The sequence below is a fragment of the Cupriavidus sp. 2SB genome, assembly GCF_005503625.1.
Lineage (GTDB): Bacteria > Pseudomonadota > Gammaproteobacteria > Burkholderiales > Burkholderiaceae > Cupriavidus.
Genome location: NZ_SCMX01000102.1, coordinates 1 through 20,231, shown reverse-complemented (window position 1 = coordinate 20,231; position 20,231 = coordinate 1). Strand labels below are relative to the sequence as shown.

The 20,231-nt window shown below is 63.6% G+C and carries 18 protein-coding genes and 1 pseudogene; 17 read left to right on the top strand and 2 right to left on the bottom strand.

What is annotated here, in order from left to right; genetic code table 11:
* Window positions 1–162: 162 nt before the first annotated feature.
* Window positions 163–1,164, bottom strand: a pseudogene (locus tag FFS21_RS28990) (malate:quinone oxidoreductase); the annotation flags it as partial.
* 266 nt (window positions 1,165–1,430) lie between these two features.
* Between FFS21_RS28990 and FFS21_RS28985 the strand changes: the two are divergent.
* The 12 genes from FFS21_RS28985 to FFS21_RS28930 all read left to right on the top strand — a co-directional run bounded on the left by FFS21_RS28985 (window position 1,431) and on the right by FFS21_RS28930 (window position 13,358).
* Window positions 1,431–2,222: an amino acid ABC transporter substrate-binding protein gene (locus tag FFS21_RS28985; RefSeq protein WP_137928140.1), complete on the top strand. Its 792-nt coding sequence runs from the start codon at window positions 1,431–1,433 to the stop codon at window positions 2,220–2,222.
* A 72-nt stretch (window positions 2,223–2,294) separates the two neighbouring features.
* Complete coding sequence (locus FFS21_RS28980) at window positions 2,295–2,948, top strand: amino acid ABC transporter permease (protein WP_137928139.1); 654 nt, start codon at window positions 2,295–2,297, stop codon at window positions 2,946–2,948.
* 4 nt (window positions 2,949–2,952) lie between these two features.
* Window positions 2,953–3,702, top strand: a complete 750-nt coding sequence (locus FFS21_RS28975) for an amino acid ABC transporter ATP-binding protein (RefSeq protein ID WP_137928142.1) — start codon at window positions 2,953–2,955, stop codon at window positions 3,700–3,702.
* 81 nt (window positions 3,703–3,783) lie between these two features.
* Window positions 3,784–4,647 carry a LysR family transcriptional regulator gene (locus tag FFS21_RS28970; RefSeq protein WP_137928141.1) on the top strand — a complete coding sequence of 288 codons (864 nt, stop codon included), beginning with the start codon at window positions 3,784–3,786 and terminating at the stop codon, window positions 4,645–4,647.
* A gap of 120 nt (window positions 4,648–4,767) precedes the next feature.
* The gene (locus FFS21_RS28965; protein WP_137928138.1) at window positions 4,768–5,853 is read left to right on the top strand and encodes a putative 2-aminoethylphosphonate ABC transporter ATP-binding protein; all 1,086 of its coding nucleotides are present in this window, start codon (window positions 4,768–4,770) and stop codon (window positions 5,851–5,853) included.
* 7 nt (window positions 5,854–5,860) lie between these two features.
* Window positions 5,861–7,606, top strand: a complete 1,746-nt coding sequence (locus FFS21_RS28960) for a putative 2-aminoethylphosphonate ABC transporter permease subunit (RefSeq protein ID WP_137928137.1) — start codon at window positions 5,861–5,863, stop codon at window positions 7,604–7,606.
* Window positions 7,607–7,629: 23 nt separating this feature from the next.
* Window positions 7,630–8,490: a phosphonoacetaldehyde hydrolase gene (phnX, locus tag FFS21_RS28955; RefSeq protein WP_137928136.1), complete on the top strand. Its 861-nt coding sequence runs from the start codon at window positions 7,630–7,632 to the stop codon at window positions 8,488–8,490.
* A 44-nt stretch (window positions 8,491–8,534) separates the two neighbouring features.
* A complete protein-coding gene (locus FFS21_RS28950) occupies window positions 8,535–9,551 on the top strand; it encodes a putative 2-aminoethylphosphonate ABC transporter substrate-binding protein (protein ID WP_137928135.1) in 1,017 nt (338 codons plus the stop codon).
* A 3-nt stretch (window positions 9,552–9,554) separates the two neighbouring features.
* A complete protein-coding gene (locus tag FFS21_RS28945) occupies window positions 9,555–10,775 on the top strand; it encodes a TIGR03364 family FAD-dependent oxidoreductase (protein WP_171020520.1) in 1,221 nt (406 codons plus the stop codon).
* Between the two features lie 176 nt (window positions 10,776–10,951).
* Complete coding sequence (locus FFS21_RS28940) at window positions 10,952–11,989, top strand: ABC transporter substrate-binding protein (RefSeq protein WP_137928133.1); 1,038 nt, start codon at window positions 10,952–10,954, stop codon at window positions 11,987–11,989.
* A 14-nt stretch (window positions 11,990–12,003) separates the two neighbouring features.
* Window positions 12,004–12,966 carry an isopenicillin N synthase family dioxygenase gene (locus FFS21_RS28935; RefSeq protein ID WP_137928132.1) on the top strand — a complete coding sequence of 321 codons (963 nt, stop codon included), beginning with the start codon at window positions 12,004–12,006 and terminating at the stop codon, window positions 12,964–12,966.
* A complete protein-coding gene (locus FFS21_RS28930; protein ID WP_137928131.1) occupies window positions 12,963–13,358 on the top strand; it encodes a VOC family protein in 396 nt (131 codons plus the stop codon). Before FFS21_RS28935 ends, FFS21_RS28930 begins: the two co-directional genes overlap by 4 nt.
* Before the next feature lie 159 nt (window positions 13,359–13,517).
* Here FFS21_RS28930 and FFS21_RS28925 read toward each other — a convergent pair whose 3' ends face one another.
* Window positions 13,518–15,077 carry a methyl-accepting chemotaxis protein gene (locus tag FFS21_RS28925; RefSeq protein ID WP_137928130.1) on the bottom strand — a complete coding sequence of 520 codons (1,560 nt, stop codon included), beginning with the start codon at window positions 15,075–15,077 and terminating at the stop codon, window positions 13,518–13,520.
* A 329-nt stretch (window positions 15,078–15,406) separates the two neighbouring features.
* Here FFS21_RS28925 and FFS21_RS28920 point away from each other — a divergent pair, with 329 nt between their 5' ends.
* Genes FFS21_RS28920 through FFS21_RS28900 form a run of 5 tightly spaced genes read left to right on the top strand, consistent with a single transcriptional unit; the run spans window position 15,407 to window position 20,101 of the window.
* Entirely contained in the window at window positions 15,407–16,060 is a 654-nt protein-coding gene (locus tag FFS21_RS28920; RefSeq protein WP_137928129.1) for a PepSY-associated TM helix domain-containing protein, read from the top strand.
* Window positions 16,061–16,090: 30 nt separating this feature from the next.
* Window positions 16,091–16,612: a DUF2271 domain-containing protein gene (locus tag FFS21_RS28915; RefSeq protein WP_137928128.1), complete on the top strand. Its 522-nt coding sequence runs from the start codon at window positions 16,091–16,093 to the stop codon at window positions 16,610–16,612.
* Window positions 16,613–16,658: 46 nt separating this feature from the next.
* Window positions 16,659–17,486 (top strand): DUF4198 domain-containing protein, encoded by an 828-nt coding sequence (locus tag FFS21_RS28910; protein WP_137928127.1) that lies wholly within the window; start codon window positions 16,659–16,661, stop codon window positions 17,484–17,486.
* Window positions 17,487–17,495: 9 nt separating this feature from the next.
* Window positions 17,496–18,512, top strand: a complete 1,017-nt coding sequence (locus FFS21_RS28905; protein WP_137928126.1) for an FAD:protein FMN transferase — start codon at window positions 17,496–17,498, stop codon at window positions 18,510–18,512.
* Complete coding sequence (locus FFS21_RS28900) at window positions 18,509–20,101, top strand: flavodoxin domain-containing protein (RefSeq protein WP_137928125.1); 1,593 nt, start codon at window positions 18,509–18,511, stop codon at window positions 20,099–20,101. Before FFS21_RS28905 ends, FFS21_RS28900 begins: the two co-directional genes overlap by 4 nt.
* The last annotated feature ends 130 nt before the right edge of the window (window positions 20,102–20,231 follow it).

The window sequence follows — 20,231 nt, the reverse complement described above, 5'->3', positions numbered from 1 at the left end:
CCCCTCTCCCGCGCGCGGGAGAGGGGCGGGGGAGAGGGCAGGGCGGTGCAAAATGCGAGGTGGTCGGCAAGCAGAGCCGCTAGCCCTCTCCCCCAACCCCTCTCCCACTTCGCGGGAAAGGGGAGAAAACCGGCGGGAGAGAGAGCGAACCCGCTACAGCGCTTACAGCGCCATATCCGGCACCTTCTTCACCACGCCCGGCGTCGTTGTGGGGGCGGTGGACGGGACGAAGCCGTCGAGGCTGGGCGGGGCGATGGCCAGTTGCAGGGTTTCGGCGGTGGTGGCCCATTCCGTTGCCAGAAGCTGCGGGTTCTCATTGAGCTTCTTGCCGTAGCTGGGCACGATCTCGCGGATTTTTTGCTGCCATGCCGGCGTCTTCATCTGGTCTGCGAAGACGCGTTCCAGCAGCGACAGCATGATCGCCGGCGATGTGGAGCCGCCCGGCGAAGCTCCCAGCAGTGCGGAGACGGAGCCGTCCGCAGACACGACTACTTCGGTACCGAGCTTCAGCACGCCACCCTTCTCGGGGTCGTTCTTGATGATCTGCACCCGCTGGCCGGCTTCCCACAGGCGCCAGTCAGCGTCCTTCGCCTCGGGCATGTAGTGGCGGAGTGCCGCCATCTTTTCGTCCCGCGACAAGGCCAACTGCTCCGCCAGATACTTCACCAGCGCGAATTCGTGCGCGCCGACCTGCAGTTGCGGCACGATGTTCGACGGCGTGGTGGCCTTGACCAGATCGAAGTACGAGCCATTCTTGAGGTACTTGCTCGACCATGTGGCGAACGGTCCGAACAGGATTACCTTCTTGCCGTCGAGGACACGCGTGTCGAGGTGAGGCACCGACATCGGGGGCGAGCCGGTATCCGCCAGGCCGTAGACCTTGGCCAAATGGCGCGCGGCGATCTCGGGCTTGTCGCAGACCAGGAACTCGCCGCCGACCGGGAAGCCGCCGTATTGCTTCGCCTCGGGAATGCCGGACAGTTGCAACAGCGGCAGAGCTGCGCCACCCGCGCCGATAAATACTTTCGCGGCATCGACCGTCTGGATTTTCGTGCCGTCCCGGGTATCGAACGCGGACACACGCCATGTGCCATCTTCGTTGCGCGTGATCGACCGCACTTCATAGCCGGTGGAGACCTTCACGCCGGCCTTGGCGGCGAGGTGCGTGTAACGCAGCCTTCGCCGATTCTGGGGGAAAACCCCGATAGGCAAGTGTGAACAAATGGGGTTGAGAACGATTGACACATTGCCTGAGGCATGCCAACGGGGTAAGCCTCGCCAGACGCCATGGATCAAACAAGATCGGCGTAAAGTCGGTCAAGCGCCACAAGTATTCGCAGAAAATCGTAGTTTTCCCGGGGTGACGGGGCGCACGCTGGTATCGTATCGGCCTTGAAAAAAATTCCACTCCTCCTCGGCACACGATCCCAATGAAAAAAATCGCTGCACTCCTGATGATTGCCGGTCTCGTCACGCTCGCCGCTTGCGGCAAGAAAGAGGCTGATACCACTGCCCAACCGGTTGCTGCCGCTGCCACCACCGTGGTGGTGGGCCTGGACGATAACTTCCCGCCGATGGGCTTCCGCAACGAGAAGAACGAACTGGTCGGCTTCGACATCGACATGGCGAAGGAAGCGAGCAACCGCCTGGGCCTGAAGGTGGAGTTCAAGCCCATCGACTGGAGCGCCAAGGAAGCCGAACTGAACGGCAAGCGCGTGGACGTGCTGTGGAACGGCCTGACGATCACGGACGAGCGCAAGAAGAACATCGGCTTCACCGCGCCGTACATGACCAATCACCAGATCATCATGGTCACGGCCAACTCGCCGATCAAGACCAAGGCAGAACTGGCCGGCAAGATCGTAGGTGCGCAGGACGGCAGCAGCGCCGTGGACGCCATCAAGAAGGACGAAAAGACGGCGGCGAGCCTGAAGGACGTGAAGACGTTTGGCGACAACGTCACCGCGCTCATGGACCTGTCGACCGGCCGCCTCGACGCCGTCGTCGTGGATGAGGTCGTGGGCCGCTATCTGGCCAGCAAGCGCCCCAACGAGTACCGCGTGCTGGACGAGAACTTCGGCACGGAAGACTATGGCGTGGGCGTGCGCAAGGATGACGCGGAGCTGCTCGAGAAGCTGAACAAGACGCTGGCGGCGATGAAGCAGGATGGCACGGCTGCGAAGATCTCGGCGCAGTGGTTCGGCGCGGATATCACGAAGTAAACAAGAAGTCAGCAAGTAAGCAGAAAAAACCCAGCCAGCGCGCCGGAGGCGTGCTGGCATTTTCGTTTCCGCATGGACTACGTTCTTACACTGCTGCCCCCGATGATGGAGGGGGCCAAGCTCACTCTGGGCTTGTTCGCCATTACCCTGGCGCTGGCCGTGCCATTGGGACTGGCGCTGGCGCTGATGCGCATCTCGGCCTGGCGGCCGCTGAGCCAGCTGGTCAACGGCTATATCTGGCTGATGCGCGGCACGCCGCTCATGCTCCAGATGCTGTTCATCTACTACGCGTTGCCCTTCGTGCCCTACGTCGGCATCAAGCTGCCCGACTTCCCGGCTGCCGTGGTGGCGTTCGCGCTGAACTACGCGGCGTACTTCGCGGAGATCTTCCGTGCAGGTATCCAGTCCGTGGAGCGCGGTCAGTACGAGGCCAGCAAGGCATTGGGCCTGAGCTATGTGCAGACCATGCGCCGCGTGGTGCTGCCGCAGATGATCGGCCGTGTCCTGCCGCCGGTCAGCAACGAGACCATTACGCTGGTCAAGGACACCTCGCTGATCTACGTGCTGGCGCTCAACGACATCCTGCGTACCGCGCGCGGTATCGTCCAGCGCGATTTCACCACCTCGCCGTTTCTGGTCGCTGCGGCGTTCTACCTCGTCATGACGCTGATCCTGACGTGGTTCTTCCAGAGACTCGAGAAGCGCTATGCAAAATTCGACCAATAAGCCGATGATCGTTGCCAGCGACATCCACAAATCGTTCGGCACGCTGCAGGTGCTCAAGGGTGTGTCGCTCTCGCTGAACAAGGGCGACGTGACCGCCGTGATCGGCCCGTCCGGCTCGGGCAAGAGCACGTTGCTGCGCTGCCTGAATCATCTGGAAGTCATCGACAGTGGCGAGATCAGCGTGGGTGGCGAGTTGCTGGCAACGACCGAGAACGGCCGCGCGAAGTATCCCGATGCGGCCACCGTGCGGCGCGTCTGCGCGAAGATGGGCATGGTGTTCCAGTCGTTCAATCTGTTTCCGCACCTGACCGTGCTGGAAAACCTGATCGAAGCGCCAATCACGGTCAAGCGCATGCCGCGCGACCAGGCCATCACCATCGCCGAATCGCTACTGCACAAGGTGGGTCTGTCCGACAAGCGCGACAACTATCCGTCGCGGCTCTCAGGCGGGCAGAAGCAGCGTGTGGCCATCGCACGCGCGCTGGCGATGGAGCCGGACATCATGCTGTTCGATGAACCGACTTCCGCGCTGGACCCTGAACTCACCGGCGAAGTGCTGCGCACCATGCGCCAGCTTGCCGACGAGCACATGACGATGCTCGTGGTCACGCACGAAATGGGCTTTGCCCGTGACGTGGCGAACCACGTGGTCTTCATGGATGGCGGCAAGGTCGTGGAGGAAGGCGCGCCCGAGCAACTGTTCGGTGCGCCCGTGCATGCGCGTACGCGGGATTTCCTGGCGCGCGCTTACTGATGCGGGGAGAGCGGGGCGCTGTCAGGCGCTTCCGCTAGAATGGGCCGCCATTCCGGCCCGACACTCATCTCGCCCGCTCCCATGCTCGTCGCGCAACTCAAGTCGTTCTTCATGGTCGCCCGCATGGGCAGCATCACGCTGGCCGCCAAGCAGTTGGGTCTGTCTCAGCCGACCGTGACCTCGCAGATCAAGGCGCTGGAAGAGGCGTACAACATCGAACTGTTCTACCGGGGCGGCCGTCGCCTTGCGCTGTCCGATGCAGGCGTGCGGCTGATGCCGCTGGTGGATGAACTGGTCCGCCAGGAAACCGAGATCGAGTTCTTCCTGCGCAATTCCGGCGGCACGGCCACCGGGCATTTGCGCATTGGCGCCACCGGGCCGTACTACATTCTGGATATCATCGATCGTTTCTGCAGCGATCATCCCGGCATCGACGTGAGTATCGAGGCGGGCAACTCGGCGCAGATGCTGGAGGCGTTGCAGGAATACCGCGTGGACGTGGCGTCGTCGTCGCACCGCGTGGACGATGCGCGCTTCCTGCGGATCGAACTGGCGCGCGATCCGCTGGTGCTGGTGGTGCATCGCAGCCATCCGCTGGCCGCCCGCAACAGTGTGCCGGTGAAGATGCTGGCGCAATGCCGGCTACTGGTACGCGAGGCGGGATCGACAACGCGTGCGATGACCGAGACGATGATGGCCGAGGTGGGTGTGATGCCTGCGTCCACGGTGGAAATCGGCAGCCGCGAATCCATCCGCGAAGCCATCACGCGCAACCTGGGCGTCAGCGTGATTGCGCGGCAGGAAGTGCCGAGCCACCCGGACCTGCGCATGCTGACCTTCGACGATGCCGCGCCCGAGCTGAGCGAATACCTGTATTGCCTGCACGACCGTAAGGATGCACGGCTGATTGCGGCGTTCCTGGCACTCGTGACGCCGGTTTCGTAAGCCGGCACCATTCCAATACAAAATCCGGAAATAGGGGCATTGGCGCATTTGGGCTAACTGCCACGATGGCTACATGCCGGCTGACTACATTGGGGGCTGTTATCGCAACCGCCCCCGCCGATGTTCCAGCCAACCCTCCACCCGAACCAGAGCAACGCCAGACCGTTTCTCTCCGTGCGGCAAGTCACGCGCCGCTTTGGTGCGTTCACGGCACTCGAAGGCGTTTCGCTGGATGTGGCGCAGGGCGAATTCGTCTGCCTGCTGGGCCCGTCCGGCTGTGGCAAGACCACGCTGCTGCGCATCATCGCCGGGCTCGAAGCGCAGGATGCCGGAAGCATCGTGGCCGGTGGCCGCGATATCTCCAGCCTGCCGCCAGGCGAGCGTGACTACGGCATCGTCTTTCAGTCCTATGCGCTGTTTCCCAACCTGACGGTTGCGCAGAACGTGGCCTATGGCCTCGGTGATGTGCGCGGCAGCCGTGCGCGGGAGCGGGTGTCCGAGATGCTGGCGTTGGTCGGTCTCTCGGGCAGCGAGGCCCGGTATCCCTCGCAACTGTCGGGCGGCCAGCAGCAGCGCGTGGCACTGGCCCGCGCGCTGGCGCCCGCACCGTCGCTGCTGCTGCTCGACGAACCGATGTCGGCGCTGGATGCGCAGGTGCGTGAACACTTGCGCATCGAACTGCGCCGCCTGCAGCGCAAGCTGAATGTGACCACGGTGATGGTCACGCACGATCAGGACGAGGCGATGGCCATGGCCGATCGCATCGCCGTGATGTCGAACGGTCGCATCGAGCAGACCGGCACACCCGCCGACATCTATGCACAACCGGCCACGGCATTCGTCGCCGGGTTTGTCGGTCAGGCCAACTGGCTGCCGTTGTCGCGCAGTGCGGAAGGTATGCCGATGCTGGCCGGCAAGGCGTTGTCGATTGACGGGAATGCCGATGCCGCACATGGCTCGGCGCGTCTGTTCTGCCGTCCCGAAGCCGTGACGCTGCACGCCGCTGAAGATGCACCCAATCGCCATCTCGCCCGCGTGGTCGAACACATCTATCTGGGCAGCCGCACGCGCCTGACGCTGGCTATCGACGGCTTGCCCGACGCGCCGCTGGTGGCCGAAGTCCCGTCGCATGCACTGCGCGCGGATGTTGGCGACAGCAAGCTGTGGATCGCGCTGGCGCGCGACGGCCTGCGGGTCTACGCGTGAGGATGCGATGCCGATGATTCAACGCGAAGCCAACGTCATGGCCATCCCCCCCGCCGCATCCACGCCGCGCACGCCGTTCTGGCGCACCGATGCGCCGATGCTCGCGGGCATGAAGTTCGTATGGCTGCTACTGCTGACGCTGGGTCTGCTGCTGCCGGTGGCGATGATGCTGCTGCAAGCCACGGGCCTCGTTTCCGGCGCACATGGCACCGATCAGCACGGTCTGGCGCTGGTAGCCCACGTCGTGCAGGCGCCGAATTTCCTCGCGATGGTGGGCCGCACGCTTGCGGTGTCCGCCACCGTGGCGTTGATCGTCGTGCCGCTGGCCTTCGCCTTCGCCTACGCAGTGCAACGCACGCGCATGCCGCTGCGTGGCACGATGCGCACGCTCGCGATGCTGCCGCTGTTTGCGCCGTCGCTGCTGCCCGGTATCGCGCTGGTCTACCTGTTCGGTAATCAGGGTTTGTTCAAGGCATGGATGCAAGGCGCGAGCATCTACGGTTTCTGGGGCATCGTGCTCGGCGAGTCGTTCTACACATTCCCGTACGCACTGATGCTGATGGTCGCCACGCTGACGCTGGCCGATGGGCGACTCTACGATGCAGCGCGCGCAATGGGTGCGACGCAGTGGCGCACGTTCTGCACGGTCACGCTGCCCGGTGCGCGTTACGGCTTGTTTGGCGCGTTCGCACTGGTGTTCACGCTCGTCGCCACGGACTTCGGCGTGCCGACCGTGGTGGGCGGCAGCTATCAGGTGCTGGCCGTGGAAGCGTACAAGGCCGTGGTGGGCCAGCAGCAATTCGCACGCGGCGCAGTGATCGGTCTGATGCTGTTGCTGCCCGCATTGCTGACGTTCGGTGTCGAGCGCATTGTCCAGCGCCGCCAGCATGCTGCACTGGCGAGCCGCGCGCAGCCGTATCAGCCGCAACCGGATCGTCTGCGCGATGGACTCTATCTGCTGCTGACCACGCTCGTGATCGGCTGGATTCTGCTGATGCTTGCCACGGCGGTTGGCGCATCGCTCGTGAAGCTGTGGCCGTACAACCTCGACCTGTCGCTGCGCAACTACGACTTCGACAATATGGATGGCGGCGGCTGGCTGGCGTATCGCAACAGCCTGAAGCTCGCTGCGCTGACCACGCTGTTCGGCACGGCATTGATCTTCACAGGCGCATGGCTGGTGGAGAAGACGCGCGTGGCCACATGGTTGCATCCCGTGATCCGTTTTGCCGTGCTGCTGCCGATGGCGGTGCCCGGTCTGGTGCTCGGTCTCGGCTACGTCTTCTTCTTCAATCATCCCGACAATCCGCTGAACGGCCTGTACGGCAGCATGACGCTGATGGTGCTCTGCACGATCATGCACTGCGCCACCACGGCACACCTGACGTCGGTGGCATCGCTCGGTCAGCTCGATCCGGTCTTTGAATCGGTATCGGCCTCGCTCAAGGTCTCGGCGCTGCGTACCTACTGGCGCGTGACGTTGCCGATGTGCCTGCCCGCCGTACTGTCCTGCGCACGCTTTCTGTTTGTCTCGGCCATGACCACGGTATCCGCCGTGATCTTCCTGTACAGCCCCGACACCGTGCTGGCTTCGGTAGCTGTGCTGAACATGGACGACGCCGGCGACATCGGTCCCGCTGCGGCCATGTCCACGCTGATTCTGGTGACGTCCATCGTCGTATCGCTGTTGCTGGAGTTCGCCATGCGCGGCGTCATGCGGCGCACGCAAGCCTGGCGCACGGCCTCCCGTTGAATTCGTTGAAAGGAAACATGAACATGGGTGATATCTCCCCGATCAAGACCCGCCCGGTGGGTAACCCCGCCCCGCTGCGCCTGGAGGCCGCTGTGCTGGACTGGGCCGGTACGGTCGTCGATTTCGGGTCGTTCGCACCGACGCAGATCTTCGTGGAAGCCTTCGCGGAGTTCGGTGTGGCCATTACGCTCGACGAAGCGCGTGGTCCGATGGGCCTGGGCAAGTGGGACCACATCCGCACGCTGTGCAACGACAGTGCGATTGCCACACGTTTCTCGCTGGCGCACGGTCACATGCCCACCGATGAAGACGTGACCGCCATCTACAACCGCTTCATGCCGCTGCAGATCGCCAAGGTTGACACGCACTCGGCCATGATCCCCGGCGCGCTGGAGACCATTGCCGCGCTGCGCGAGGCCGGCATGAAGATCGGTTCGTGCTCGGGCTATCCGCGCGTGGTGATGGATCGCGTAGTGGCACTCGCTGCCGAAGCCGGTTACCAGCCCGACTGCGTGGTGGCCTGCGATGACGTGCCGCGTGCGCGTCCGTACCCCGCGCAGGCACTGCGCAACGTGGTGGATCTCGGTATCGGCGATGTGGCCGCCTGCGTGAAGGTGGACGACACCGTGCCCGGTATCGAAGAAGGCCATCGCGCCGGCATGTGGACCGTGGCGTTGCTGATGTCGGGCAACACGTTGGGCTTGCCATACGAAGACTATGCGGCGCTGTCCGATGACGAGCGTGCGCATCATCGCGAAGCCATCTCGGCGGGCTTTGCCGCGTGCCGGCCGCACTACGAGATCGACACGATTGCCGACCTGCCGGTGGTCGTCGCGGATATCAACCGTCGCATGGCGAGCGGCGAGCGCCCGCAATGCGTCTGAATCGCCTGATCGTCGCACCCTCTAACCACTGAAACGAGAAAACCATGACTGCACGTCTTTCCCTGTTGGCCGTCGCCGCTGCGATGGTGCTCAGCACGTCGGCGTATGCCGCCACGACCCTGACCGTCTACACCGCGCTCGAAGCAGACCAGGTGGCTGCGTACAAGGCAGCGTTCGAGAAGGCGAATCCCGATATCGAAATCAAGTGGGTGCGTGACTCCACCGGTGTGGTCACGGCCAAGCTGCTGGCGGAGAAGAACAACCCGCGCGCCGATGTGATCTGGGGTCTCGCCGCATCGAGCCTGGCGATTCTCGACAAGGAAGGCATGCTGACGCCGTACGCACCGGCCGACCTGTCGAAGATCGACGCACGCTACCGCAGCAGCGCCAACCCGCCGGCATGGGTGGGCATGGATGTGTGGGGCGCGGCCATCTGCTTCAACACCGTGGAAGCGCAAAAGCAGAACCTGCCGAAGCCCACGTCGTGGGCAGACCTGACCAAGCCGGTGTACGCGGGCAAGATCGTGATGCCGAATCCGGCGTCGTCGGGCACAGGCTACCTCGATGTCAGCGCATGGTTGCAGATGATGGGCGAGCAGAAGGGCTGGGCCTACATGGATGCGCTGCACCAGAACATCGGCCAGTACACGCATTCGGGTTCCAAGCCGTGCAAGATGGCTGCATCGGGCGAGTTCCCGATCGGTATCGCGTTCGAATATCGCGCCGTGAAGACGAAGAAGGACGGTGCACCGATCGACATCGTGCTGCCGTCGGAAGGTCTGGGCTGGGACGTCGAGGCCACCGCGATCATGAAGGGCACGAAGAACGTGGAGGCCGCGAAGAAGCTTGCCGATTTCTCGGCAAGCCCCGCTGCCATGGCGCTGTACGAGAAAAACTTTGCCGTGGTGGCGAGCCCGGGTTTCTCCAAGCCGGATGCACTGCTGCCGGCCGATTACGAGAAGCGCCTGATCAAGAACGATTTCGCATGGGCCAGCGCGAATCGTGATCGCATCCTCGTCGAGTGGTCCAAGCGTTATGACGGCAAGTCGGAGAAGAAGTAAGTGATGGAAGCCCCCGCATTTCAAGGCGGCCTGGATGCCAGCACCGACGTGGCAATTGTCGGCGCAGGCATCCTCGGTCTGGCGCACGCAGCGGCCGCCGTCAAGCGCGGCCTGCGCGTGACGGTGTTCGAGCGCAGCGAAGTGGCAGTAGGCGCCTCGATCCGCAATTTCGGGCAGATGCTGGTGACCGGCCAGCCGCCCGGCATCATGCTGGATCTGGCACGCGAAAGCCGTGCGCTGTATTTGGGATGGGCCGAGCGCGCGGGTATCTCGGCACGTGCCAATGGCGCGCTGCTGTTCTCGCGTGACCGCACGGAAGACGCCGTGCTCGAAGAGTTCATGGATACGCGCGCGCCGGCTTTCCGCTACAACGTGAAGCTGCTGCGCGGTGCCGATCTGGCCGGCCTCTATGACGGCCGCTTCGCCATGCATCGGTCGGCGCTGCAGGGCTTCGACGATCTGCAGTTGTACTCGCGCGAAGCCGTTCCCGCGCTGGCCGTGTGGCTCGCCACGCAGGGCGTGCGCTTCCATTTCGGCACGCTGGTGCGAGGCGTGGACCATGGTCGGCTCGATACCACGGCGGGCGTCTGCAACGCGCAGCGCGTGATCGTGTGTAGCGGTCACGACTACCAGACGCTGTGCGCCGAACAGTTGCGCGCGCTGGAGCCGCAGGTGTGTCGCCTGCAGATGCTGCGCGTGACGCCGGAAGATGGCTTCCATCTGCAGCACGCGGTGCTCACGGGTTTGTCGTGCACGCACTACGGCGCGTTTGCCGATCTGCAGACGGCACGGGCACTCGCCACGCAGATCGAGCAACAGCGTCCCGAGCTGCAACGCCACGGCATCCACCTGCTGGTCAGCCCGACGCCCTATGGTGACTGGATCATCGGCGACTCGCACGACTACAGCCAGGATGCGCGTCCGTTCAATGCGGAATCCGTGGACAGCATCATGCTGGATCTGGCACGCGATACGCTGCGCAGCAAGCTGCGCGTGGTGGAGCGCTGGCAGGGTGTGTACGGTGCCAAGCGTCACACGCCGGGCAGCGGCGCGTTTTCGATCACGCGTATAGACGACCGCACCACGGTGGCGCTGATGCATAGCGGGGTCGGCATGAGCGTGGGTCCGGCCCTCGCGCATCGGCATGTGGAAGCACTGGTGGACGGTACGGCGCTGCCGCAGTGGACCGCACCCGCATCGTTGCCTGCCACGGCCATCGCCTGATCGATCGGAGTGCGCCGTCGTGGCGCATCGTGCCGCATTGCGGTGCAAGGTGTCGCCAGATTCTTGGCACGGAACCTGCGTGGATACAGCGCGGAGAGTAGAAGCGTTCAGCGGCAGTTCTGCCGCCCGGAAATTGCTCGCCACGTGTATCCACGCCTGTTTCCGGAGTGCTTTCCATGCGACGCCGTACCTTCCTGCGCGCCACTGGCGCCACCGCGTTTTCTTCCCTGCTGGCCGCACCGGCTTTCGTCCGTGCCTCGGGTTCGCTGCAGAAATTCAAATTCAATCTCGGCTGGAAAGTGGAAGCGTCTGGCGCCGGCTTCCTGTTGGCGCTGCAGCGCGGCTACTACAAGGATGCCGGCCTCGATGTGGTGATCGATACCGGCAACGGCTCGGCCTCGGCCATCAGCCTGGTAGCGGGCGGTGCCTATGATTGCGCATCCGCAGACCTGGCGGCGATGATTGAATTCAACGCGGCCAATCCCACTGCTGCACTCAAGGCCGTGGCGATCCAGTACGACCTGAATCCCAATGCGGTGATCGTTCGCAAGGGCGGCGGCATCGTCAAGCCTGGCGACCTCGCGGGCAAGACCATCCTCGGTCAGCCTTTCAATGCTTCGCGCAAGCTGTTTCCCGTATTCGCCAAGGCGCAGGGTTTCGATCCGGCAACGGTCAAGTGGGAGAACGCCACGCCCGATATTGGCGATACGCGCTTTGCGAAAGGCGATTTCGATGCGGCTGCGTATTTCTATTTCACCGGCCTGCTGAACCTGAAAGCGCGCGGACTCGGGCCGGAGAAGCTGACTGTGTTCCGTTTCTCGGACTACGGCATGAAATCGTATGGCAACGGACTCGTGGCCAATCGAAAGAGCATGGCCGAACAGCCGGAGGCGATGAAGGCCTTCGTCAAGGCATCCACGCGCGGATGGATCGAGGCGATGGCGGACCCGAAGGCGGGCGCTGCCGCCGTGAAGGCACGCGAGCCATTGGCCGATCAGACGCTGGAATTCGAGCGCCTGAAACTGATCGTCGATGGATCGATGCGCACGCCCGATACGCAACGCGATGGCTGGGGCGCGGCCACGCAGGCGCGTCTGCAGGCGACCGTCGACGAGACCGTGGGCGCGTTCGGCATCAAGCAGCCGATGACCGCTGCAGATATCTGGACGGATCAGTTCCTGCCTGCGGCAGCGGATCGGAAGCTCAAGGCGTAAGGGGGGCCTGCATCATGTCGATTCCCATGATCGATCTTGCGGATGCCTTGACGCCCGGTGCGCCGCGCAGCGCCGAGGTGGCGCAGGCTTTTCGTGCCGCCGCGATGTCATCGGGCTTCTTCTACATTCGCCATCACGGCGTGCCACGCCAACTGGTAGCGGAGCAGTTCGCGCTGGCCAAGGCGTTGCTGGATCTGCCGGATGCCACGCGTCATGCGCTCGCCATGGGCAATTCGCCGACGATGCGCGGCTTCGAGAACCTTGGCGATCAACGGCTCGATGCCGCAGCGCGGCCCGACCTCAAGGAGAGCTTTTACTGCGGGATGGCGTATCCCGATGACCATCCCTATGTGGTGGCGGGCTACCAGACCTATGGTCACAACCAGTGGCCCGTGGAACTGCCGCAGGCGCCCACACAGTGCCAAACCTATATCGACGCGATGCTGACGCTTTCACGCCGGCTCATGCAGTTGATGGCGCTGTCGTTGGACCTGCCTGAGGACTACTTCGATCACACGAGCAACAGCCCGATGGTGACGCTGCGCATGATCCGGTATCCGGCGCATCCGGCCGATGCCGATGATCGAACGTTCGGCGCCGGTGCGCATACGGACTGGGGCGCCGTGACGATCCTTGCGCAGGACCAGCACGGTGGTCTCGAAGTGCAGATGCCGGATGGACAGTGGGTGGCCGCCACGCCGATGGCAGACTGCTTCGTGGTCAACCTGGGCGATATGGTGCCGCGCTGGACCAACGGTCACTACCACTCGAATCCGCACCGCGTGCGCAACGTGCATTCCGATGGCTTGCCGCGCTACTCGATTCCGTTCTTCTACGAACCCGACTATCTGGCACGCATCGAACCCGTTCCGGGTACCGTTGCGGAAGGCGAGACTCCGCGCTATGCACCGTGCACGGCAGGCGAGCATCTGACAGAGATGTATCGAAAGACCTATGTGCCGGAGGCCGTGGCATGAAGCTCTGGTTCAACCTGCTCTGCCGGGATATCGACGCGCAGATGGCGTTCTATCAGCGCGTACTTGACCTGCCGGAAGCGGCGGCGAGCCGCTCGCCGATCTACTGCGCGCTCGAAACGCCGGATTTCCAGTTCGGATTCAATGCGGAGCCTGCGTACGAGTTGCTGGGGCTTGCGGATCGGAAACCCATCGATGGTACAAACGCGCCCACGATCGCCTATGCCACGTTCATGGTGGAAGCATTGGCACGTGTCGATGCCGCAGCGGCGTTGATGACGAGCCTCGGCGGGACCATCGTCAAGGCTCCGTTCAAGACGTACTACGGGCAGTGGCAGACCGTGCTCGCGGATCCGGAGGGGAATGTGTTTCGGGTAGCGGCGGTCATCGCGTGAATGGCTGCGCGGCGCGCGGAGTCCAGTCGATTGGGAGAGGGGAGTTCACCAAGAGGTCAGGTCAATCCAAAAAAAAAGGCGACGCCTCACGGCATCGCCCACTGACCCCCCGGTCTTCCCGTCCTGCGGGCTGTTGGCCCGCTTGTGGTTATTTCGTGCTTACAACGCTCCCGCCAGCCTGAACTGGCCCACCGCGCGGTGCAGCGCATCGGCCTGGTCTTCCAGCGATGCGGCTGCGGCAGTGGCTTCCTCCACCAGCGCGGCGTTCTGCTGCGCCATCTGGTCCATCTGCGATACCGCCTGATTGACCTGCTCGATGCCGCCGCTCTGTTCTTCAGTGGCGGCGCGCATTTCGCCCATCAGGTCTGTCACGCGTTTGACTGCACTGACGATTTCTTCCATCGCGCGGCCTGCGCCTTCCACCAGTACGGCGCCGTCTTCCACGCGCTGCGCGGAGTTGTCGATCAGCGACTTGATTTCCTTGGCGGCCGTGGCGCTGCGTTGCGCCAGGCTACGCACCTCGCCGGCCACTACCGCGAAGCCGCGACCTTGTTCACCGGCACGCGCGGCTTCCACCGCAGCATTCAGCGCCAGGATGTTGGTCTGGAACGCGATGCCTTCGATCACCGCAATAATGTCGACCACCTTGCCGGAGGCCGCCTTGATCTCGCCCATGGTGCCCACCACCTGATGCACGATCTCGCCGCCGCGCGTGGCGATGTCCGAGGCGCCTTCGGCCAATCGTGCCGCCTGGCGTGCATTCTCGGCGCTCTGGCGCACGGTGCCGGTCAGTTCTTCCATGCTCGCGGCGGTTTGCTCCAGCGAGGCGGCCTGTTCCTCGCTGCGACGCGAGAGATCGACGTTGCCCGCCGAGATCTGGCGTGCCGCGCCTGCGATGGAATCGGCGGAACCGCGAATCTGGCCGATGGCACCAGTCAGCCGTGCCTGCATCTGCTGCATGTTGAACAGCACGCTGTCACGATCATTCGGTGCCACCTGCACAGGCGTGGCGAGATCGCCTTCGGCAATGCTTGCGGCGATGCGCGAGGTCACGGCCGGATCGCCGCCGAGCTGCTTCTGCAAGCCCACGGCAATGCGCACCATCACTACGCTCATCAACGCACCCACGGCCAGCAACCAGCCGAGCGCCTTCCAGAGCGACGTGCGGAATTCGGCGTTGATGTCGTCGAGATAGAGGCCGGCGATGAAGTCCCAGTCCCACGGCTTGAAGTTCAGCACGTAGCTCAGCTTGGGCTGCGGGGATTCGGCACCGGGTTTCGGCCACAGGTATTCGATAAAGCCGCGGCCTTGCGTCTTGCCGATCTGGGCGATATCGCGGAACAGGTAGACGCCGTTGGGGTCCTTCATGTCCGACATGTTCTTGCCATTGAGTTCGGACTTGATGGCGTGCATCAGCACCACGGCATCCGAGCGCATCAGCGTGAAATAGCCATCGGCTCCAAAGCGCATCGCACGCACGCGGTCGAGCGCCTGCTTCTGGGCGTCTTCGGTGCTCATCTTGCCGGCACGGGCCATCGCCTCGTATTCGGCAACTACTGAATTAGCAGTGTCGGTGACCTGTTCGAGCGCCACCTTGCGATCCGCCAGACGCATCTCGCGCATCTGCCAGACGTTCCACAACGTGATGGCCAACAGGCACACCCAGCTCAGCACCAGGGGCAGCATGAGCTTCTTTTTCAGACTCAGGTTTTGCAGCATCCGTCTCCTCCGTTTCTCGTGATCGATGTCGGGACGATTCGCACGTCGTCCTCCATGAGCGGCGCTAACGGCGGCCCGGACACCAAACTTGATCGAGGATTACTACCAATTGGGTAATAGTGGCGGACGTGCCACTCCGCAGCGCGATGCAACGGAGATTTGTGGCAGTTCGTGGCAGCGTAACGCGCCGTAACGAAACGGCGGGCGTCGAAATGCCGCACGGCGTTGCTCTCCAAAATGAGAACCATTATCATCGGTCGGTTTGGGCGGGCATTGTGATGCCGTCGCCAGTTGGCCGGTATCTCCTGCTTATCCTCTTTCATCACCGCATGACCGATTCCACGCCAGTCACCGGCCAGCAGCGCCGCGCATTCTGGCTCAAGCATCTTCACCAGTGGCACTGGATCAGCTCCGCGATCTGCCTGATCGGGATGCTGCTGTTTGCCATCACCGGATTCACGCTGAACCACGCCGGACAGATCGAAGCGCGTCCGAAGGTGGTGACGCACTCCGGCACGGCCCCGCGCGCAGTGCTCGACGCGCTCAAGCTTGCCGCGCCTGCGGAAGCCGCCACGAAGAACATCAAGGGCGAAGTGCCACGCGTGCTGGCTGACTGGCTGGGCAAGCAGATGGATGTGGAAGCAGCGGGGCGCGAGGCCGAATGGTCCGCCGACGAAATCTATATCGCGCTGCCGCGCCCCGGCGGCGATGCATGGGTCAGCGTCGAACTCGATTCGGGCGACGTGCAATTCGAGACCACATCACGCGGCTGGGTCTCCTACCTGAACGATTTGCACAAGGGTCGCAACACCGGGCGCGCATGGAGCCTGTTTATCGATGTGTTCGCCTTCGCGTGCCTGATTTTCAGTATCACGGGGCTGGTCCTGCTCAAGCTTCACGCGGGCGGACGCATGGCCACGTGGCCATTGGTGGGCGCGGGGCTGGTGGTGCCCCTGCTGCTGGCCATCCTGTTCATCCATTGAAACCATTCCATCGAGAGAGGTAGTTCCGAGATGCGCCGACTTCTGTCCGTCACCATGACCGGCCTCGTGGCCGTGCCACTGGCACCCGCCATGGCCGCCAGCCTGAGCGTCAAGGTGGAGATTCCCCGCCTGAACGTGGCCGAGTACCACCGTCCCTATGTGGCGATGTGGGTGGAGCGCGCCGATCAGAGCCACGTCACGACGCTGTCCGTGATGTACGACGCGAAGAACAAGGAAGGCGAAGGTACCAAGTGGCTCAAGGACATGCGCCAGTGGTGGCGCAAGGCGGGCCGCGACATGCAGATGCCGGCCGATGGTGTCTCGGGCGCCACGCGCGCACCGGGCGAACACACGATGACGTTCACCGAAGGCAAGGCGCCACTCGGCAAGCTGCCGGCGGGCGAATACCAGATCGTGGTGGAAGCCGCGCGTGAAGTGGGTGGACGTGAACTGGTGCGCGTGCCGTTCGTGTGGCCGCCGAAAGCCGCGCAGTCCACCAATGCAAAGGGCGAGCACGAACTCGGCGGCGTGACCGTCGACGTGAAACCCTGATGCCATCCCGAACTGAATGCGAATTGATCCTGACCGGAGCCTGACGATGACCAAGCCTGTCCGCAACCGAATCTCCATCCGACTCGCCGTATTGGCCCTTGCCGCGCTCGCACCGCTGGCCGCGCATGCGCATCGGCAGTGGCTGCTGCCCTCGGCCACGGTGCTGTCCGAGAAGGACGCATGGGTGACGGTGGACGCCGCCGTGTCCAATGACCTGTTCTATTTCGAGCATGTGCCGATGCGGCTCGACAACCTCGCCATCACCGGCCCGGACGGCAAGCCCGTGCAGGCCGAGAACGCCTCGACGGGCAAGTATCGCAGCACGTTCGATGTGCATCTGACCCAGCCCGGCACGTATCGTCTCGCCGTGGTGAACCAGGGCGTGTTTGCAAGCTGGAAAGAGAATGGCCAGACCAAGCGCTGGCGCGGTGCCGCCAATGCGTTGGCCGCCAACGTGCCGGCCAATGCGCAGGATCTGCAGGTGAGCGAACAGGCGGGCCGCGTGGAGTCGTACGTGACCAACGGCCGTCCGAGCAAGCAAGTGCTGACCACGACGGGCAAGGGTCTGGAACTGGCGCCGATCACGCATCCGAATGATTTGATCGTTGGCGAAGCGGCCAGCTTCCGCCTGCTGCTCGATGGCAAGCCGTTTGCGAACCAGAAGGTAGCGGTGGTGCCGGGTGGCATCCGCTATCGCGATCGCCTGAACGAGATCGAGGCAACCACGGACGCCGACGGCAAGTTCAGCGTGAAGTATCCGGCGGCTGGTATGTACTGGATGGAAGCGGAAACTCGCGACGACAAGACATCGATCAAGGAAGCCAAGACCCGCCGCGCCAGCTATGCGGTGACGGTGGAAGTGCTGCCGCAGTAAGCAACGTTGATGCATCGCGTGCTGATTCCCGTGGCGCTCGCTGCGCCGCCGCCGTCTGTCCCGCAAGGACAGGTGCGACAGTGGCATGGCGAGACCATGGGTACCACGTGGACGGTCAGCGCCGTGCTGCCTGCGAATCGTCATGGCGATGAAATTGATGCGGGCATTCGCGCGGTGCTCGACAACGTCATCGCCGAAATGAGCAACTGGTCCGAGACATCGGACCTGAGCCGATTCAATCGCGCGGATGGCGATAGCTGGGTGACGCTGCCGCAAAACGCTTTCATCGTGTTGCAGGCGGCCTTGCAGGTGGCGCGCGATAGCGGCGGTGCTTTCGATCCCACGGCAGGACCGCTGGTGAATCTCTGGGGCTTCGGTCCTGCGGGGAAACGTACCGTCGCCCCATCATCCAACGATGTGGCGCGCGTGCGCCAGCATTGCGGTTGGCAGCGGCTGCATGCCGATGACGTGGATGCATCGCAACGCCGCGTGAGACAGCCGGGCGGACTCTCGCTGGATGTCTGCGCGATTGCCAAGGGTTTCGGTGTCGATGCGGTATCGCGCTATCTCGATGGTTGCGGCGTTGCGCATCATCTCGTCGAGATCGGCGGCGAACTGCGCGGACAGGGACTCAAGCCCGATGGCATGCCGTGGTGGGTGGAACTCGAATCGCCGGTGGCCAATGGTGATGCCGATGCCGCGCAGCGCACGCTGATCGCGTTGCTGGGTTTGTCGGTGGCAACGTCCGGCGACTATCGTCGCTATTTCGAAGCCGATGGCCATCGCTATGCGCACACCATCGATCCCCGCACTGGCTATCCGGCCACGCACGCGCTGGCCTCGGTCACTGTGATCCATCGCGAATGCATGATGGCCGATGCGTTGTCGACGGCGTTGATGGTGCTCGGCCCGTACGCCGGGCTGGCTTTCGCCCAACGTCATACGCTGGCCGCGCGCCTGCTGGTGCGTACACCCGATGGTTCCGATGAACTGACCACGCCGGCTTTTGCCGCGATGCTTTCATGATGCGCAAGGTCTGCTGGATCGTCTTTCTCGCTGGCGTGGCACTGGCCATGCTCGCACATGGTCGCGTGCCGATGGCCGCAGGCGTCGTCATCGCGTATGCAGGATTCTGCGCGGCGATCGTGATGACGCATCGCCGCCGTCGCGCCGCGCGCATGGCCGCAGTGGCATCCACATCGGACAGCGGTGTGCGCCCCACGCTCGTCGCGTATGCCAGCCAGACCGGGTTTGCCGAACAACTGGCCGAGCAGACCGCGCGTGCGCTGCAGGGTGCGGGCATGCCGGTGCAATTGCTGTCGTTCGCCGATCTCGATGGCGCCCGCCTTGCCGCGTGCGAACAGGCGCTGTTCCTGGTCAGCACCACGGGTGAGGGCGATGCGCCCGATAGCGCATCGGGTTTCGCAAGACGATTGCTATCTGGCACTACGCCCGACGCATTGAAACAACTTCGCTATGGCGTGCTTGCACTGGGCGATAGCAGCTATGCAGGCTTCTGCGCCTTCGGCCATGCCTTGTCGGGCTGGCTGCAACGCCATCACGCGCAACCATTGTTCGATATGGTCGAAGTGGACAACGGCGATGCCGGAGCGTTGCGCCACTGGCAGAACCATCTGTCTGCACTGAGCGGCGGCGCCGAGATCGCGGATTGGGAACGTCCGCGCTATGGCCGCTGGCAACTGGTGGAGCGACAGTTGCTGAATCCTGGAAGCGCTGGCGCCCCGGCATTTCATCTGGCGCTGGTGCCCGAAGCTTCCGGGTCACTGGACTGGCAGGCGGGCGATATCGCTGAGGTAGGACCATGCCTGCCGCCCGATGTCGTAGCGCGGCTGCTTGCGCATCTCTCGCTCGACGGCACACAGCTTGTGCGTTGCGACAGCCGCCCGATGCCGCTGGCTGCGGCGCTAGCCACGCGTTTGCCGCTGCCCGATACGCATATCGATGCGTTGGCTGGACTGAATCCACAGCAATTGATCGATGCGCTGCCACCGCTGCCGCATCGCGAATACTCGATTGCTTCGCTTCCCTCCGATGGCCGGCTTGAGTTGCTCGTCAGGCAGACGTTTCATGCGGACGGCAAGCTGGGTTTGGCGTCCGGCTGGCTCACCGAACATGCGCAGGTTGGCGGTCATCTCGCGTTGCGTGTGCGGACCAACCGCAGTTTCCATGCACCTGCCGATGGTCGCCCGCTGATCCTGATCGGCAACGGCACGGGACTCGCGGGCCTGCGCGCAATACTCAAGGCACGGGCTGTACAAGGGCATCATCGCAACTGGCTGCTGTTCGGCGAGCGTTCGGCCGCGCATGACGATTTCCATGGGGCAGAACTGCATGCGTGGATCAAGCAGGGTGTCCTCGCGCGCATGGACCGCGCTTGGTCGCGCGATGGTGGTGCGCCGCATTATGTGCAGGACGCCGTGCAGGCCAATGCGGCGATGATCGCGCAATGGGTGGAGCAGGGCGCGGCGATTTATGTGTGCGGGAGTCTGCAAGGCATGGCGGGTGGGGTGCACGCGGTGCTGGTGGGGATTCTTGGCGAAGAACGGTTGCAGGCGATGGTGGAGTCTGGTGGGTATCGGCGGGATGTTTACTAGTTTGCCCCTCGATCACTGGGCCTGTCAGGAATTTTGTGTGTAGGGCATAACATGTCGTTAAGGAGCATGTATGCCACGCAAACCGAAAGCCCCATTGCGGGAATTGCCCGCCATCCCGAAGGAATTAATT

What these genes read in the sequence shown, in the direction of transcription:
- FFS21_RS28985 (WP_137928140.1), top strand. Translation starts at nt 1,431, where the DNA reads ATGAAAAAAATCGCTGCACTCCTGATGATTGCCGGTCTCGTCACGCTC.
- FFS21_RS28980 (WP_137928139.1), top strand. Translation starts at nt 2,295, where the DNA reads ATGGACTACGTTCTTACACTGCTGCCCCCGATGATGGAGGGGGCCAAG.
- FFS21_RS28975 (WP_137928142.1), top strand. Translation starts at nt 2,953, where the DNA reads ATGATCGTTGCCAGCGACATCCACAAATCGTTCGGCACGCTGCAGGTG.
- FFS21_RS28970 (WP_137928141.1), top strand. Translation starts at nt 3,784, where the DNA reads ATGCTCGTCGCGCAACTCAAGTCGTTCTTCATGGTCGCCCGCATGGGC.
- FFS21_RS28965 (WP_137928138.1), top strand. Translation starts at nt 4,768, where the DNA reads ATGTTCCAGCCAACCCTCCACCCGAACCAGAGCAACGCCAGACCGTTT.
- FFS21_RS28960 (WP_137928137.1), top strand. Translation starts at nt 5,861, where the DNA reads ATGCCGATGATTCAACGCGAAGCCAACGTCATGGCCATCCCCCCCGCC.
- phnX (WP_137928136.1), top strand. Translation starts at nt 7,630, where the DNA reads ATGGGTGATATCTCCCCGATCAAGACCCGCCCGGTGGGTAACCCCGCC.
- FFS21_RS28950 (WP_137928135.1), top strand. Translation starts at nt 8,535, where the DNA reads ATGACTGCACGTCTTTCCCTGTTGGCCGTCGCCGCTGCGATGGTGCTC.
- FFS21_RS28945 (WP_171020520.1), top strand. Translation starts at nt 9,555, where the DNA reads ATGGAAGCCCCCGCATTTCAAGGCGGCCTGGATGCCAGCACCGACGTG.
- FFS21_RS28940 (WP_137928133.1), top strand. Translation starts at nt 10,952, where the DNA reads ATGCGACGCCGTACCTTCCTGCGCGCCACTGGCGCCACCGCGTTTTCT.
- FFS21_RS28935 (WP_137928132.1), top strand. Translation starts at nt 12,004, where the DNA reads ATGTCGATTCCCATGATCGATCTTGCGGATGCCTTGACGCCCGGTGCG.
- FFS21_RS28930 (WP_137928131.1), top strand. Translation starts at nt 12,963, where the DNA reads ATGAAGCTCTGGTTCAACCTGCTCTGCCGGGATATCGACGCGCAGATG.
- FFS21_RS28925 (WP_137928130.1), bottom strand. Translation starts at nt 15,077, where the DNA reads ATGCTGCAAAACCTGAGTCTGAAAAAGAAGCTCATGCTGCCCCTGGTG.
- FFS21_RS28920 (WP_137928129.1), top strand. Translation starts at nt 15,407, where the DNA reads ATGACCGATTCCACGCCAGTCACCGGCCAGCAGCGCCGCGCATTCTGG.
- FFS21_RS28915 (WP_137928128.1), top strand. Translation starts at nt 16,091, where the DNA reads ATGCGCCGACTTCTGTCCGTCACCATGACCGGCCTCGTGGCCGTGCCA.
- FFS21_RS28910 (WP_137928127.1), top strand. Translation starts at nt 16,659, where the DNA reads ATGACCAAGCCTGTCCGCAACCGAATCTCCATCCGACTCGCCGTATTG.
- FFS21_RS28905 (WP_137928126.1), top strand. Translation starts at nt 17,496, where the DNA reads ATGCATCGCGTGCTGATTCCCGTGGCGCTCGCTGCGCCGCCGCCGTCT.
- FFS21_RS28900 (WP_137928125.1), top strand. Translation starts at nt 18,509, where the DNA reads ATGATGCGCAAGGTCTGCTGGATCGTCTTTCTCGCTGGCGTGGCACTG.